General features: G+C 40.7%; 13 protein-coding genes. 5 read left to right on the top strand and 8 right to left on the bottom strand.

Annotated features, from left to right (window positions below):
- Nucleotides 1-101: 101 nt before the first annotated feature.
- Complete coding sequence (locus tag AC19MX_RS14325) at nt 102-3170, bottom strand: EAL domain-containing protein (protein WP_498298954.1); 3069 nt, start codon at nt 3168-3170, stop codon at nt 102-104.
- Between the two features lie 415 nt (nt 3171-3585).
- Between AC19MX_RS14325 and yiaY the strand changes: the two genes are divergently transcribed.
- Both yiaY and AC19MX_RS14315 read left to right on the top strand, forming a co-directional pair.
- A complete protein-coding gene (gene yiaY, locus AC19MX_RS14320) occupies nt 3586-4734 on the top strand; it encodes an L-threonine dehydrogenase (RefSeq protein WP_498298952.1) in 1149 nt (382 codons plus the stop codon).
- Between the two features lie 226 nt (nt 4735-4960).
- The gene (locus AC19MX_RS14315) at nt 4961-5326 is read left to right on the top strand and encodes a cytoplasmic protein (protein ID WP_498298950.1); all 366 of its coding nucleotides are present in this window, start codon (nt 4961-4963) and stop codon (nt 5324-5326) included.
- A gap of 94 nt (nt 5327-5420) precedes the next feature.
- Here AC19MX_RS14315 and AC19MX_RS14310 read toward each other — a convergent pair whose 3' ends face one another.
- The 5 genes from AC19MX_RS14310 to AC19MX_RS14290 form a co-directional block, all read right to left on the bottom strand.
- Nucleotides 5421-5789 (bottom strand): acyl-CoA thioesterase, encoded by a 369-nt coding sequence (locus AC19MX_RS14310; RefSeq protein WP_160053957.1) that lies wholly within the window; start codon nt 5787-5789, stop codon nt 5421-5423.
- Between the two features lie 212 nt (nt 5790-6001).
- Nucleotides 6002-7021, bottom strand: coding sequence for a low-specificity L-threonine aldolase (ltaE, locus tag AC19MX_RS14305; RefSeq protein WP_498298948.1), 1020 nt, complete (start codon nt 7019-7021; stop codon nt 6002-6004).
- Nucleotides 7022-7068: 47 nt separating this feature from the next.
- Nucleotides 7069-7659 (bottom strand): thiol peroxidase, encoded by a 591-nt coding sequence (tpx, locus tag AC19MX_RS14300; protein WP_498298946.1) that lies wholly within the window; start codon nt 7657-7659, stop codon nt 7069-7071.
- Between the two features lie 66 nt (nt 7660-7725).
- A complete protein-coding gene (locus AC19MX_RS14295; RefSeq protein WP_498298944.1) occupies nt 7726-8568 on the bottom strand; it encodes a mechanosensitive ion channel family protein in 843 nt (280 codons plus the stop codon).
- 25 nt (nt 8569-8593) lie between these two features.
- Nucleotides 8594-9241, bottom strand: a complete 648-nt coding sequence (locus AC19MX_RS14290) for an OmpA family protein (RefSeq protein ID WP_498298942.1) — start codon at nt 9239-9241, stop codon at nt 8594-8596.
- Between the two features lie 547 nt (nt 9242-9788).
- Here AC19MX_RS14290 and AC19MX_RS14285 point away from each other — a divergent pair.
- A complete protein-coding gene (locus tag AC19MX_RS14285) occupies nt 9789-11297 on the top strand; it encodes a peptide MFS transporter (RefSeq protein ID WP_498298940.1) in 1509 nt (502 codons plus the stop codon).
- A gap of 235 nt (nt 11298-11532) precedes the next feature.
- Here the strand turns inward: AC19MX_RS14285 and AC19MX_RS14280 are convergent, their stop codons facing one another.
- Both AC19MX_RS14280 and AC19MX_RS14275 read right to left on the bottom strand, forming a co-directional pair.
- A complete protein-coding gene (locus tag AC19MX_RS14280) occupies nt 11533-12654 on the bottom strand; it encodes a response regulator (RefSeq protein ID WP_498298938.1) in 1122 nt (373 codons plus the stop codon).
- 46 nt (nt 12655-12700) lie between these two features.
- Nucleotides 12701-13480, bottom strand: coding sequence for an MlaA family lipoprotein (locus AC19MX_RS14275; RefSeq protein WP_498298936.1), 780 nt, complete (start codon nt 13478-13480; stop codon nt 12701-12703).
- A gap of 342 nt (nt 13481-13822) precedes the next feature.
- Here AC19MX_RS14275 and AC19MX_RS14270 point away from each other — a divergent pair, with 342 nt between their 5' ends.
- Together AC19MX_RS14270 and AC19MX_RS14265 are read left to right on the top strand one after the other, a co-directional pair.
- Nucleotides 13823-15976, top strand: coding sequence for a flagellar hook-length control protein FliK (locus tag AC19MX_RS14270; protein WP_498298934.1), 2154 nt, complete (start codon nt 13823-13825; stop codon nt 15974-15976).
- Nucleotides 15977-16028: 52 nt separating this feature from the next.
- A complete protein-coding gene (locus AC19MX_RS14265) occupies nt 16029-16340 on the top strand; it encodes an EscU/YscU/HrcU family type III secretion system export apparatus switch protein (RefSeq protein ID WP_188957911.1) in 312 nt (103 codons plus the stop codon).
- Nucleotides 16341-16344: the final 4 nt, after the last annotated feature.

Raw genomic sequence — 16344 nt, 5'->3', positions numbered from 1 at the left:
TGTGCCGATAATGACGCTAATGAAGAACGCTAATAACAAACATTTATCGCTATCGAAAACGCTTTTGACTCGAAAAAATCATCCATCAAAACCAACAGGTTCTAGCCTATGACGAGTTTATTCAATCTCATTGGCTCAACATATTGCTGCATATATTTTTTTTCAAAATCTTCGCTACACAAGGCATGCGAAAACAAATAGCCTTGACCATAATCGCATCCCGCAAACTCAAGTAAGCTTCGCTGTTGTTCTGTCTCGATGCCTTCGGCAATCACTTTCATGCCTAATTTGTGGGCCATGACGATAATGGCTTCACACAAACTTAAATCATTGCTGTCTGGGGCTAAATTATTCACAAACGACTTATCAATTTTAAGGTAGTCGATATTGAATTTTCGTAAATAGGATAATGAGGAATACCCAGTGCCAAAATCATCTAACGACACTTCCAGCCCCGCCTCACGGTAAGCTAAAAGCTTGGCTTCGACATTTTGCTCTTTTTCTAGCAGCAAGCCTTCGGTAATTTCAATACAAATATTTTTTGCATCGACATTTTGCTCAGACATTTGCGATAACCAATCATTTACGTCTGTGGTTTCATCTCTAAATTGTATAGGGGATTTATTAATGCTTATCTGAATGTCCACATCAAACTGTTTTTTCCATTGGGCTGATTGGTCAACCGCCTGACTAAACACCCAGTTACCAATCTCGATAATCATCCCAGTCTCTTCTGCAATAGGAATAAACTCAGCTGGCGAAATGAACCCCATTGTAGGATGCTTCCATCGGATCAGTGCTTCTGCTTTAACGATATGCTCACTGGTTAACTCAACAATAGGCTGGTAATACAATTCAAACTGCTGCTGTAATACGGCATTTTTTAGCTCTTGCACTAATTGCATGCGTTTTTGAGCATCATTTTGCATCGCTGGAGTGAAATAATTAAATCGATTTCGGCCATGAGATTTTGCAGAATACATTGCTTGATCAGCATTTTTAAGCAAGGCTTCAGTGGTGTTGGCATCATCAGGGAATAAGGTGATACCAATACTGCCACTTATGTAGGCCGTCTGTAGTCCTAATGTATAGGGTTCAGCCAGACGTTTCAGTATTTGGCTCGCAACGCGCTCTACTCCGTGATTATCATCAAGGTTGGTTAATACGATGGTAAATTCATCCCCACCTAAACGCGCCACAACATCAGACTCTCGGACACAGCTTTTAAGGCGCTCGGCAGTTTCTAACAACAATACATCGCCCATATCGTGGCCTAATGTGTCGTTAATTTCTTTGAAGTAATCTAAGTCTAAAAACATCAAGGCAAAGTGATTATGCTGTCGGTCACTGTGCATGACTTCTTTAGTTAAAAACTCTAATAACATCCTGCGGTTAGGCAAGCCAGTCAGGGCATCATAATTCGCTTGACGCCAAATGAGCTCTTCGGTTTGTTTTTTCTCGGTAATATCTGAAAATAACGCTACAAAACGTGCTGATTTAGTTTTGGTTTGGCTAATTGAGTTTATCGTTAACAGAATAAGGTAGCTTTCACCATTTTTACGCCGCATCCACACCTCACCTTGCCAACGGCCAAGTTGTTTCAGTTGTTTATCGAGCTGATCGTAAAAGCTCTTTGGCTGTAGCTCAGATTGAAACACTCTTAAACTTTGTCCCTTGATGTCATCTTTATTAAACCCGGTAATCAAAGAAAAGGCAGGGTTTGAGTCGACAATGATGCCATCTGAAGTAAATACACTCATCGCTTCACTGGAATTTTGATACACCGACGCGGCAACACTTAACGATGCTTCGACTTGCTTAATATCGGTTATGTCACTCAATGTGCCACACACCCGCAGAGGTCCACCTCTATCATCGATATCAACGACCTTGCCAGTCTGTAAAATCCATCGAGTTTCCCCCAATAAATTAACCAGTTGGTACTCTATCCTTTGGCTGATACAGCGGCCTCTGCGTACATCAATGATAGATCGTAAAAAACGGAACTTATCTTGTGGATGAATCGCATCAACCCAAATTTTGGGAGTTTGATTTAACACTTCCACGGAACAACCCAAAATATCAGCACTATAACGATTAATCTTCATTGCTTGACGGTCAACATCCCAGTCCCAAACACCCAATTCGCTGCTGTCGAGCACTAAATCTAATTGTTCTTTACTGTGTAATAAGGCTTGTTCCGCTTTTTTTTGTTTAGTGATGTCAAGAAAACCCGCAATGACCAAAAAGCCATTATTGTCGACATTACGCCTGCACGTTATGGTGATGTGGGTATAAATAATGGAACCGTCTTTAGCCACAAAACGCTTGTCCATTTCATACTCATTAATATCGCCCTTAACCATTTTGTCGTATAACAGTAAGTCTTTATTTAAATCATCAGGATAAGTTAATTCCACCCAGGTACGCGCTTTTAACTCGCTTTCACTGTAACCAAACATTTGGCACAAATAAGGGTTAACTTTAAGCCAGTACTTAGCCTTTGACGTAATCGATATGCCAATATTGCCGATGTCGAATTGATTTTTAAACAAAAAGTCTTCTTCAAGTTTGACCTGCTGGTCACGTTCACGAAACACTATTTGGGCCAGTAAATGGCCAATCAACATGGTTAATAGCGGGAAAATAATTAATATTGGCAGTGAGATATGCAACAACGTGTCGATGGCTTGATTTAACGGTAACAATAATAACGATGACAACAAAACAACATTGACTACCATACCGAAGGTATAAAAGGCCCGTTTGCTAATTTGATCAAGGTGGTTTTTACGATAATGGCGCCAAATAACACCGATAAAACCACTGCAGAACAACATTAACATACCAATTAAAGCCCCTTCGCCGCCGAGGTTGTATCTATATAGAGCCATGCAAATAGATGCTATGACAGTAGGAATAAAGCCAAAAAATAATCCTGACAGGCACAGTAATACTGAACGAGTATCGAACACCAATCCATCTTGAAAAGTTAATGGGTTCATCATAATGATCACACCGATGATACCAATCAGCGCGCCCATGCTAAATTGCCATGCAAACAAGTGAGATTTACGTTGGTGGGAAGGAAAAAGCGAGTACAAGTATACCAACGCTAATAACAGCGCAGCATTTTCGAAAAAAGAAAAAAAGATATTCAGATTGACCATCTACACATTCCCTTAAGCATCCTTAACAAGCTCATTTGCATCCTAGCAGTCTTTAATTAGTGTAGCAGAATCAAACTAATGACATGATTCTTTTGTTCTTTATACCGTATGAATCGTTATAAATAAATCCAAATATACATTTATTATCTAAAACCTGACGGATAATTCAACGCATTGACGCGATTGACACCGCGGCCATCATATCTACCCAAAGTGATAGCCTGCAATTTCATCTCATAAAAGACAAACCGCCCCGAAGTCACAGTTTGCCATCAAAACACTGTCCATGTAGTAAAAGCACCGACATTTAATGCGTTACCGATCGTTATTTAGAGGTGAATCACACAATGGTCATCGTCATGTTGGTATTTTTACTACAGAGAAAATTTAAAATTAAAATACAGGGGTTCTACTTATGGCGACTAAATTCTATATTCCAAGCGTAAACATTCTTGGCCAAGGCAGTGTTGATGAAGCAGTGAATGACATTAAAGCACTCGGCTTTACTAAAGCATTAATTGTAACCGATAAACCACTCGTGAGTATTGGCCTAGTGGCGAAAGTTCAAGACAAACTTAATACTCAAGGTATTGAAGTCGTGATCTTCGACGGCGTACAACCTAACCCAACGACAGGTAATGTTGCTGCGGGTCTTGCATTACTGACCAGCAATCAATGTGACTTTATCATCTCATTAGGTGGCGGTTCACCGCATGATTGCGCCAAAGGCATCGCGCTTGTGGCGACCAATGGCGGCCATATTAAAGATTACGAAGGTGTTGATGTATCTAAAAAACCTCAAATGCCGCTTGTCGCTATTAACACCACAGCCGGTACTGCAAGTGAAATGACCCGTTTTTGTATTATTACCGACGAAGCAAGGCACATTAAAATGGCCATCGTTGATAAAAATACCACGCCGATTTTATCAGTAAACGATCCTGAGCTTATGCTTGAAAAGCCTGCCGCATTAACAGCAGCAACGGGAATGGATGCGCTGACTCACGCCATTGAAGCTTATGTGTCTATCGCCGCAAACCCAATAACAGATGCCTGTGCAATTAAAGCTATCGAACTCATTAAAGCAAACTTAGTCAATGCAGTTAAAAAAGGCGATGACATAAATGCCAGAGAGCAAATGGCCTATGCGCAATTCCTAGCGGGTATGGCATTCAATAATGCCAGCTTAGGTTATGTACATGCTATGGCGCATCAACTGGGTGGATTTTATGATTTACCACACGGAGTCTGTAACGCGCTCCTATTACCACATGTCCAAGCATACAATGCTAAAGTGGTCCCACAACGTTTAAGTGATGTTGCGAAAGCGATGGGAGTTGATGTCAGTTCGCTCACTGCAGAGCAAGGCGCCAGTGCAGCAATTGAAGCCATCAAAACATTATCTGTAGCCGTTAATATTCCAGCAAATTTAACCGAACTAGGGGTTAAAGCTGAAGACATTCCAACGCTTGCAGATAACGCCTTAAAAGATGCTTGTGGGTTTACTAACCCTAAACAAGCGACGCATGAGGAAATCTGTCAAATTTTTACTAACGCACTATAAAACATAAATTCACACTCAAAAATAGCGCTATCAGGCATCTGATAGCGCTATTTTTTTAATCGTAAAAAACACAACCATTTAAATTAAATATTCAACGATGACAATAGGTTATTCATAATTTAGTAAAAAGTGATGCATAGATCTAACTTCTCGAAATAACCGTTGACCAAAACAAAAAATAAGGACTATGATGAACTCACTTAGATAGCGAATAGGTAGGTAAATAATGACAGCAATCACTCATGTATATAATTACACCGTTCGATGCCCGCACTATAAAGAAAATGAACAACCTGCAACATGGCTCAACCATATCGAAGTTAATCAATCTTGTGAAATCGCGTTAGATCGCATTACCAAGTGGCATAACCTTTCAGGTACAAAATCTTTTGAACTCAATGATTTCGTGGTAAGAAAAGCAGATAACGAAGAAGCTTATTTTGCCATGCAAAGTAGTCGTTTAAAGCACGATGGCCATGCATTAGTCACCTTTAAAATATATTTAGATAACTGCTGCCAAGAAGCATCTCCAAATACGATCATGGAGCACTTAATCGAAGATTATCAGCACCGAATTGCTAAAGTTGAATAAGCACTGCAGTCTAATTCAATGACACTTTGTGCATTGATATAACGAACTCTTAGGAGCAAATAATCCCTTTATTTGCTCCTTTTATTTGGCTAACTTAAGCCGCATTTGCACGCATACCGTGTGGAATAGGCAATCCATTTTCATTGATGTTAACAAAAACCATTTTATCAATAAACGCGATGGGGGCATGATTCACTTTATTACGAATTTTACAACGCACTGTCACCGAGCTTTGTCCAAGGCTAACGAGTTCAAAACCAAATTCAATAATGTCGCCCACATAAGCTGGCGCCATAAAGTTAATTTCGGAAATGACTTTCGCAATATGAAATTGGCTGCGCATTTGGCAACTGGCAAAAATAGTCGCCTCTTCATTCACCCAACTTAATAGCTGTCCACAGCACAAACTTTGACTACTGTTAAGGTTAATTGGCATAACCATATGACGTGTAAAATATTTCATAATGACCTCGCGTGTTAATCCATTCATTTTATGCCTTCAGGCATATACCTCATAATGAGTAGCAACGTTTAGGCCAATTATTTAATTGTTATTATTCAAAGAGATATTTTTAGATGGTATGGTGCGATATTGAAAATGCTCGAATTAAAGGCAATTACGCACCAAAAAAATACAAAGACCGCATAACGGCCTTGGTATACCAGTGGCTTATGTTACTTAACAAGGAGAATGGCTTGCTTGAGCTCATGAACAAATGTGTTGATGTCGTGGTGGCTAATATCATTATGCGTCACTAAGCGTAATTGCTGACTACCGCTTATTAATATCCCTTTACGACTTAACGCATGCGCTAAGACACTGGGATTAATATGTTCAGCAAGCTTGGCAAACACCATATTGGTTTGAACGCTTTCAACATCCACATTCAGTTCGACTATGTCTGCCAATAATATTGCTAAGGTTTTGGCATTGTGATGATCTTCTGCCAAACGCTCTACTTGGTCAGTAATGGCTAACTTAGCCGCTGCGGCAATGATCCCAGCTTGCCTCATTCCACCACCGAGCATTTTGCGCCAGCGCGTCGCTTTTGCGATTAACCGCTCGTCACCTAACAAAATCGAGCCGATAGGCGCGCATAAGCCTTTAGACAAGCATATAGACACCGAGTCAAAGTACTGAGTAATATCAGCAATCGCAAGCCCTTGAGCCACAGCAGCATTAGCTACACGGGCACCATCAAGGTGTATTTTAAGGCCGCGATTAAATGCCAGCGTTTGCGCTTGTGCTAAGTAATCTTGGTTAAGTACCTTGCCACCGATAGTGTTTTCTAAACTCAATAATCGAGTACGAGCAAAATGGATATCATCGGGTTTAATTGCGGCCTCAATGTCACTCAATAAAATACTGCCATCGACTTGATTATTGAGTGGTTGAGGTTGAATACTGCCCAGCACTGCCGCGCCACCACCTTCAAATTTATAATTATGTGCTTGCTGGCCACACAAATATTCATCACCACGCTCACAATGAGCCATGAGTGCCAACAAATTAGCCTGGGTGCCTGAACTGACAAATAATGCACTGTCAAAACCAAACATTTCAGCGGCCATATCTTGCAAGCTATTGACCGTGGGGTCATCACCATAAACATCATCACCCACTTCAGCCTGCGCCATCGCAGCACGCATAGCTTGGGTGGGTTTAGTGACGGTATCACTTCGAAAATCAATCATGAGTTACTCTATTTTAGCAAAGGTATATGGTTGAACATTCAAATAGACTATTTGGCCGCGGCTATCTCGGTAAGTGCCGTTAATGCAGCATCATAATCTGGGTGTTCACTCACTTCACTCACCAACTCGTGATATTTTAAAATGCCTTGCGCATCAATAATAAAAATAGAACGTGCAAGCAAACCACGGTCTTTAATTAACAAACCATATTTTTCGCCAAAGTCACGCCATACCGAATCAGACAAGACTTTAATCTTGTCTACATTTTCTGTTTGGCAAAAACGCTTTTGAGCAAATGGTAAGTCTTCGCTTACCGTTAACATCACAACATCTGCGCTAAAATTGGCAAACTCTTTATTAAAACGCTTGGTTTGTAATGCACAAACTCCGGTATCTAGACTGGGTACGGCACTGATGAGTACCGTTTTACCTTTAAAGTCACTTAAGCTAACAGGATTAAACTTCTCATCGACCACTTTAAACAGTGGCGCTGGAGCTCCTATGTTAGGTATTTGACCTTCAAGTGCGACAGGATGCCCACCCATTGTAATCATGGTCTTTTCGCCCGCAACGGTAAAACTACTTACAATAGACGCTGATACTAAGGTCATTACTGCAAGGGTCGTGATTAATTTCATACACACTCCTGGTATAAAAAAACCAGCAAATGCTGGTTTTTATTTATAAACATACGTTGCCGTAATTTATTTTGCTGGAACTTCTTTCACATGTAAATCCATTTGTGGGAATGGAATTTCAATTTCAGCAGCATCTAATGCATTCTTGATTTGCTCAAGTAACTCAAAACGAGTTGGCCAATAGTCACCAGTACTAACCCAAGGACGAACCACGAAGTTAATTGATGAATCAGCAAGTTCAGCTAAACCAATTGTGTATCCAGGATCTTTTAATACTGATTGGTTGTTATCAAGCACATCAGCGATGACTTTCTTGGTTGTTGCGATATCAGCAGTGTAAGACACACCAATGGTTAAATCGATACGACGCTTTTCTAATGCAGAATAGTTCGTGATTGTACCGTTCATAATAGCTGAGTTAGGTGCAATAATGATTTTGTTGTCGCCAGTACGAAGACGAGTAGAGAAAATAGTAATCTCATCTACAACACCTGCAACACCTGCAGCTTCAATAAAATCACCTACACGACATGGACGGAACAATACCATCAACACGCCTGAAGCAAAGTTTGATAAAGAACCTTGAAGCGCTAAACCTACCGCTAAACCTGCAGCACCGATAACAGCAACAAGAGAGGCTGTTTGAACGCCAACTTGGCCCAGAGTGGCAATAATAGTGAATACAAACACTAGTGCCCAGGCTAGATTTCCAACAAATGATACAACTGTTGCATCTACTTTACGGCTATTGAGTACCTTCACGGTTACACGCTTTGCAACACCAGCTAAGTATTTACCGATAATAAAGATAACAATTGCTGCTAAAGCTTTAAGACCATAAGTCATAAAAAACTCTGGTGCTTGCTCTATCAGACCATCTAAACCTTCTAAACCTTCTAGGTTTCCCATTTTTTTCTCCCTTAAATTAGCAGAACTATTCTGCCGAAATGATGAACTCTACACGCCGGTTACGCTGTCGCCCTTCGATTGTGGCATTATCCGCCGCCGGCTTTTTGTTACTCATACCCACAACATCAATTGATGTAGGTTGAAATTGGTATTCATTGATCAATAAATCTTTAATCGCGGCTGCACGCTTAAGTGATAACGCCATATTAATGGCTTCGCTACCAATAATATCGGTGTGCCCTTCTAAACGAACACTCACTTGAGGATGTTGCTCAATATATTGTTGAACTCTAACCAGTGTTGGCCGTTGAGTTAGCAAGACATCTGCTTTATCAAAGTCAAAATATACTGGCTGAAGAATTGAACCAAAACAATCTGCAGCAACATTAACATCGGGTTGCTGCCTGCATTGCTCTGCAATTAATGCGGCGTTATTGGTAATAGTTGCACCAATTTCGCCTTCATCAAACTCATCGTCATCGTCGCCGTCTTCATCAACAATCAAGATTTCAGTATCGACACAGCCATTGGCCATGACCACGGTATTAACCGGTGTATCTTTACAGGCATCTTTCTTATCAGGGACACCATCAAAATCGGTATCGACCCAAGCAAATGCGCTGTGGATAAAAAAGCTGATAATGATCAATGTCAAAGTGCGAACGATAGTCATAAGAACCCCTTCGACATAGTATCGAGATGCGTTAAGAAATCACATTTTAACTGTTTCTCAACAAAATTAAAAGACAATACTTAATAATCAATGCCTTGCAAAACAGCTTTCACAAAACTGTCTTCAAAGTATGCTAGGTTTATCGGCCGCAAGTCAAAAAACATAACCGCTTCGCCGTTCACTTTACACACAGAATTTTACAACTCACTAACACACAAGCGTTTTATTTTTGCGCACTGACATAATTTCTAACAGGGTTACCTCCCTTGTTCCCCGCATTAACATTGACTTTATTGCCTCTAAAAGGGTATATAAGGTTAGCTTTTTGGTGTTTGGTCAGCTTTTAGCATCAAAATGACATAATTTCTTATAAAAATTAACCAATAAAGTCGCTCAGTAATGAAATCGCCTCAATTTCTTTCTGTTAACATTTCTTGATGTTAACAATAGTCAATTGGAGTTTTATTGCTAGACGATAAATGCAAACAAATAATTTCTGTGTCGACATTTTCGCACAGGCAATCACAAGCTTAAGGTGGAAGACTTAATGAGTGACGCAAAACCACAAGGAACGATGTTTGGACACCCAAAAGGGCTGTTCTTACTGTTTACAACGGAGTTATGGGAACGCTTTAGCTACTACGCTATGCGCGCAATCCTAGTACTTTATTTAGTGGATAAAGTACAAAGCGATCAAGCTGGAGGCGGCTTAGGCTGGACTGAAGCTGATGCATTATCATTGTATGGTACATTTACCGGTTTAGTCTATTTAACCCCATTAATTGGCGGATGGTTAGCGGATAACGTACTTGGTCAACGTAAATCCATCTATATCGGTGGCTTGTTAATGGCTATAGGTCAATTTACCTTAGCCGCACCACATAGCTGGATGCCAGGTTTAGAAACCACCTTCTTTTATATTGGTTTAGGTACGTTAATCTTAGGTAACGGCCTGTTCAAACCCAATATTTCAACTATGGTTGGCGATTTATACCCTGCAGGTGATCATCGTCGTGACGGTGCTTTTACCATTTTCTACATGGGTATCAACGTAGGTGCTGCACTTTCAGGCTTTATCGTAGCCTGGGCATACACTTCGTTCGGTCATCAAGTTGTTATTGATGGTCAAGATGTCTTTATCAATAACTGGCAAGCGGGTTTCTTCTGCGCTGGTGTTGGTATGATTATCTCGCTAATCATTCAATTTTTCTTCGCACAAAAACTACTTGGTGATATCGGTACTGTACCGGCCGCTAAACTAGAGCAAAGCAAGAATTCTGTTAATGGCGAAGTACGTAAAGAGCCATTGACTAAAATTGAACGTGACCGTATTAAAGTCATCATGGTGATGGGTCTATTTACGATTATTTTCTGGGCTGGCTTTGAACAAGCTGGTGGTTTAATGAATTTGTTCACTAACAACTTCACTGACCGTATGATTGGTTCATGGGAAGTACCTACAACATATTTCCAATCACTTAATGCTATTTTCATTGTCGTTTTTGCTCCAGTGATTGCCTCTATTTGGATCAAGCTTGGTAAAAATGAACCTAACTCACCAATCAAGTTTGCATTAGGTTTATTCTTGTTGGCGATTGGTTTCTTATTCATGATGGGCGCGGTTTTAGAGATGGGCGGCGACGCTTCTGTTAAATCAAGCATGTGGTGGTTAGTTGGAGCTTACTTCTTCCACACCATGGGTGAACTATGTTTATCACCAATTGGTTTATCGATGGTCACTAAGCTTGCTCCACTGCGTATTGCTTCGTTAATGATGGGAGCATGGTTCTTATTTATTGCTGCAGCAAACAAAATTGGTGGTTTAGTTGGGTCTTTAATTGGCCACGGCGGCGCAGTTGAAGAGCAGTTAGCTAACGCAATGGCTATCTTCGCCGGTATCGCAATCACTGCTGTTATTTCAGGTATTATCTTATACCTAATGTCAGACAAACTGGTTGACTGGATGCATGGCGCTGAAGGTAAGCATGATTCTGAAGAGCAAGTATTAGAAGAAGAAATTGCTGTTACTGCTGAGCATGAAGCGATTAAGCGTTAATCTAATAAATGATTAATTTGATGAATTAGTTTTGGTTCATCGCAAAAAAAATCCCCTTCAAGATTTCTTGAAGGGGATTTTTTTATTTAACTTCAACTCGATTCAATATGTGGACTATATAACGTGAAATAACAAGATTAGGTTTATGTCATATCAAACTTATCATTGTTTGCTAGCAAAGGACTGTTTGATAACCCTTTATAACCCGAGCGGAGGCTATTAAGTTATTCCCTACCTAGTGACAAGACAGTTGCATAAAACCACCAGCTTTCAGCTCAGACTGATAAGTTAAGCCGGTAAAACGGTTATCAAGTAACTGTTGTTGATGTTGCAGATGAGAAGTACCGATACACAGCCTCTCATGTATTAATAAAGTTCGCCTTTGTATGCCCACTGGATGCCAATTGACATCACCTAACTGAGGCGCACTGGGTAAGACTAATGGCATTAAGTGATTATCATGGCGTAAATAACATCGTAAGCCATTACCCGCTTGACCTACTGACACCAGGTACTGCTGTAAATCAACACACACATAAATAATATCTGCCAAAATATGTAAACCTGAGTTCACCATGCGTTTATTTAAATATGAGAGCATATTTGCAGGTTCAATTAAGGTTGTACTTAGGCCATTTCTAAACAATTTCAGTTTTTGGTTAACGAAACTGCGCAGTAATACACAGCCAAAGGCTGCGCTGTTATCTTCTGGATGAAAATGTGCCATGTACATGACTAAGTGATGCTCTCCGACCATGGTAGAGTCGATAAAGTAAGCACTGACATCATTATTTTTAAATAGACTGTAATCGATGAATGCATGAGGATAATCCACATGAGAAGCGGGAAATAACTGTTGCTGAACACTTTTAGCAGCTTGCGCATTTTGCTCGAGTAACTGTAAATTATCGGTTAACTCTTGGTAAGACAGCTCATTCATTTCATGTAAATGTGACTGTCCGGCGGCATTCATTGGCGTTGCAGCAGTGAGCATTGCCTGAATAATAGCGTGTTCAATGATAAATAAATCAGCAATCGGTTTAGTGAGGTAATCACTTGCCCCCACGCGTAAAGCTTCAACCACATCAGACATAATGTCATTACCTGATATGACAATGAATGGAACCGCAGGATTCATGATTTGCATTTGTTTAAGCATAGGCAGCCCGCCCAAACTAGGCAGGCCGAGATCGGCAATCACAATATCAAATATCGTTTGGGAAAAGGCCGTTACGCCCTCAAGGCCGTCACATGCTTGGTGCACCCGAGCCCCCTGCCCTTGCAGAAAATCAGCAACGACTTGACGAAATATCGGGTCATCCTCAACAAAAAGGATATCGACATCAGTTAACGCCATACTACAACCCCGCAGATGTTACTGCCGGGGTTGTTACACACCCCGACTATTCTAGTTCATCTAGAAATTCATCAAGTAACTCGTCGTCTTCTTGATTTGACGGCATATCGCCATCATAAACTTTGTAATCCATATGCTGTAAATAAGCATCTTTAGCAAAAGCATAAGGATCAAGAGCATTATCGAGTAACCTTTCTTGATCAATCGCTTCTGCTCGAGAATGAAGTCCTTTAAGACCCCATTTGAGCACTGACTGCCAGAAGGTCAGTTCTGATAAAGGAAAGTATAGACTATCAACCCAATCTGATGCGATTTCTCTTGTCACAAAAGGACCATAAAAAGGTGCCATAAAATATGGACCATTGGGTACGCCGTAATAGCCCAAGACTTCGTTAAAGTCATCTTGTTTGCGAGGCATGCCCATCATGTCAGCAACATCGATTACCCCAAGTAGGCCGATAGTGGTGTTGACGGTAAAGCGTCCACCAGCATTGGCCGCCCAGCCCCATTTACCTTGTAGGGTATTGTTGACCAGCGAACTGGGTTCTTCGAGGTTATAGACAAAGTTAATCACTCCGGTTCTTATCGGGTTTGGCACATAGTTTTTATAACCATGCGCGACCGGCCTAGCGATATATTTATCCAGGAATAAATAGTTAAAGTCCCACATTGTGCGGTTAATTTCTTCAAACGGATCGCGAGGATCGTTGTAAGTAATTTCAATCGCAGGTTGTGGTGTAGTGGCAACTTGAGGTGCTTCACTCTCGGCATACGCAGGTACACTAAAAGCAACAATCACCTGAAGTAATATCCATTTATACTTCATAAAAACTCTCATTAAATGACAAAAGGGGGTACTCAACAAACTGCTATTTTTGTCTTTTTATTAAAGCAATTTTTGTTCAAGTCGATATAATTTAACGGGCTGCAGCAAGGCTTTGCCTTGATATTTTATTTCTGCAGCACATTAAGCTTGTTCCTGTTACCAGCAATCATCAACAAAATAAAGATTTTGATGCCATGAATTGCCCCAATATGGGTAACAAGAGCGCTAAGGATACTGTCACTGTTGACAATATCAATCAAAAATTTGTAAAAGATGAATATTCAAATAACGCTTTGATTGATTTTAAAAGATATTTTGTCTTGTTTGCTTAATAGGATATTTATGGTTTTGCCGATAATTAATACAACAACGACAATGACCGCCCCAGCAACACCCAAACCTGCCAGTGCAAGTCAAACCAACACATCCGAAAATCAGCAATCTCAAAATGCCTCTGCGACCACTAAAAACATTGAAGCCAATGTAAAATCCGATCTTTCAGCTTTATTACTGCCGGTTCAAATACAACAAAAACAGACACCCACCAGTAGCCAAGTTAATGTGAGCATTCAAAACCAGCAATATCAACTTAATAAGACCGTCGAACTACAAAAGTTATTGCAGCAAACATCTCAAGTTGTCATAGCAAGTGATCAAGCTAAGCTCGTCGCAAAGCTTGCTGCGACTCAAATAGCAACACCTGCCGAATTAGCTCAACAAACCACACCGCAGCAAGCGACACAACAAACAGCCTCGAGTAATAAACCTATCTCGACCCAAATCATTTTGTTGGCTCAAACCGTACAATTAGCCTTACCCCAACCATTAACAGAATTAGCCAAACAAAATGGTGTATCGACGCAGCAATTAGTGTCTTTAGCATCCAGACCTCAGGGCTATCCTTTACCCACAGCGTTAATAGCCGAGGGTCAACTCACATTTACTGATGGACCCAGCCTTAAACTACCTAACAATATTGTATTAAACGATGGTCAATATCTTGCTAAAGTGGTCTTTAATCAACAGCAATTACAACTCGCGTTAACCCCTGTGATTGGGGAAGTGAAAGTCGACTTGCTTAAGCAAGCTCCCACCCTAGCGTCGTTGCAGCAAGACAATATTGTGATCACCAAAAATGAACCGGCACAGATTTTAAGCCAATTTTTTAAAAAGCTCGAAGCGACCCCGCTCCCTTCTGCAAACACTAATCAAACCTACGTCAATAAAACCGATTCAAGTGCAGTATCGGTGGCGACAATAAGCACTGTGAATACACTGACTCAACATTTAAAAACAGGTGAGAATATTCAGCAAGGGCAAATAGCATCGTCAACCAAAGTCGATGCGTTAATGGTAAAAGCTGACAACACGAATAGTCTTTTACAACAACCACCCGCGACACAGACGTCATCGCCAGATAAAAACAGTATGGCTCAAGGCTCAAACTCAATAAAAAATCTCAATAATGATACTGATATCAAAACTGCGAGCATTCAAACCAACGAAGTCAAAAACAACATCAACAAAACATCCGCACAGGCAACATTACCACCGACTCTAACCGCTAATCCGTTAGCAGGTAGCAAACAACCCAATGACGTTTCAGCTCAAAACCAACAATCGACTGTCAATAAAGATCCTCAGCCTATCGAAGTGTTAAACAAGGCGTTGTCTAAAGCTGGAGCAATGCCAGTAAAACAACAACTCGCGTTGCAAATCCCTAATAGTCTAGCCACTGAATTACTAAAGCATTTACCGCAGATGAGTCCTCACCCGCTGAGCGCGTTAAGCGACCCTAGCCTATTAAGCCATGAGCTTCTCAGCCTTGCAGGATTAAACCTAGCGCAAACGTCATCTCAGGCTAATAGTTTAATGGCTTCGACCCTCTATTCTGGCGGTGCTATTACGACTCTATTTCAACTATTATTAGGTGTAAAAGCCAAAACGACAGGCTCTGGGATCAGTGCCAAATTGCAAGAACATCTCAATCAGTTACAACAACGTACGCTCGCCAAGCTAACGGGTAACTCAGGCTTATTAAGTGCACTTGATAAGCTCGGGGGAGCGGATTCTATGGCACAACTTGCCGGCAGTATCGCAATGTATCAACAGGCAAGTGCCGACCCTAATCAAGCTTTGACTTGGTACTTTGCCTTACCCTACTCCATTAACCAGCGAGATGAGCAGTTTGAGGGCAAATTTGAACAAGAAAATGAACAAGATAAAGACAAAGTTAATGGTTGGAAATTACAATTAAAATTTAATTTAGCACAAGGATCGTTACTCATTTGCGCACACAAACAGGGCGACACACTTGATATACAATTTAAAGGCAACAGCCAAGCACTACTGTCAAAGGTCGATAATTTTAATGGTGCCCTAGCCAATAAAATTAGCCAAATCGGTTTAACGCCTGGCACGTTTAGCACCCAATTAACCCAGGTCCCCGCAACGTTATTGCCAGGGGATCACTTTTTAGTTAAGACAAGGGCATAGTTAAAAAACAGCTTAAATAAGACAAGATCAAAATGAAGACAAGGGACTAAATATGAATGACGAATCGAAAAAAATTCAACAAGCTGTCGCATTAAGTTTTGATGGCAAAAGTGCCCCTAAAATTACCGCGTCAGGTAAAGATCTCGTTGCTGAAGAGATCATCGCGATTGCAAAAAATGCCGGTATACATATCCATCAAGATCCGCACTTGAGTGAATTTTTGCAATTACTAGAACTCGGAGAAGAAATCCCTAAAGAGTTATACTTGTTGATTGCTGAACTCATCGCATTTGTTTATATGCTCGATGGTAAATTTCCTGAGCAGTGGAATAATCTCCACCAAAAAATTGTTGCCCAAGCCTAATGGC

It is taken from the genome of Shewanella sp. MF05956, assembly GCF_059758055.1.
The sequence above is the reverse complement of the archived record's forward strand: the minus strand, read 5'-3'. Positions and strand labels throughout refer to the sequence as shown.

Bases quoted from the DNA above. Each gene is read 5' to 3' on its own strand.
- AC19MX_RS14265 (WP_188957911.1), top strand. From the start codon at position 16,029: ATGAATGACGAATCGAAAAAAATTCAACAAGCTGTCGCATTAAGTTTT.
- AC19MX_RS14270 (WP_498298934.1), top strand. From the start codon at position 13,823: ATGGTTTTGCCGATAATTAATACAACAACGACAATGACCGCCCCAGCA.
- yiaY (WP_498298952.1), top strand. From the start codon at position 3,586: ATGGCGACTAAATTCTATATTCCAAGCGTAAACATTCTTGGCCAAGGC.
- AC19MX_RS14285 (WP_498298940.1), top strand. From the start codon at position 9,789: ATGAGTGACGCAAAACCACAAGGAACGATGTTTGGACACCCAAAAGGG.
- AC19MX_RS14290 (WP_498298942.1), bottom strand. From the start codon at position 9,241: ATGACTATCGTTCGCACTTTGACATTGATCATTATCAGCTTTTTTATC.
- AC19MX_RS14310 (WP_160053957.1), bottom strand. From the start codon at position 5,789: ATGAAATATTTTACACGTCATATGGTTATGCCAATTAACCTTAACAGT.
- ltaE (WP_498298948.1), bottom strand. From the start codon at position 7,021: ATGATTGATTTTCGAAGTGATACCGTCACTAAACCCACCCAAGCTATG.
- AC19MX_RS14315 (WP_498298950.1), top strand. From the start codon at position 4,961: ATGACAGCAATCACTCATGTATATAATTACACCGTTCGATGCCCGCAC.
- AC19MX_RS14280 (WP_498298938.1), bottom strand. From the start codon at position 12,654: ATGGCGTTAACTGATGTCGATATCCTTTTTGTTGAGGATGACCCGATA.
- AC19MX_RS14275 (WP_498298936.1), bottom strand. From the start codon at position 13,480: ATGAAGTATAAATGGATATTACTTCAGGTGATTGTTGCTTTTAGTGTA.
- AC19MX_RS14295 (WP_498298944.1), bottom strand. From the start codon at position 8,568: ATGGGAAACCTAGAAGGTTTAGAAGGTTTAGATGGTCTGATAGAGCAA.
- AC19MX_RS14325 (WP_498298954.1), bottom strand. From the start codon at position 3,170: ATGGTCAATCTGAATATCTTTTTTTCTTTTTTCGAAAATGCTGCGCTG.
- tpx (WP_498298946.1), bottom strand. From the start codon at position 7,659: ATGAAATTAATCACGACCCTTGCAGTAATGACCTTAGTATCAGCGTCT.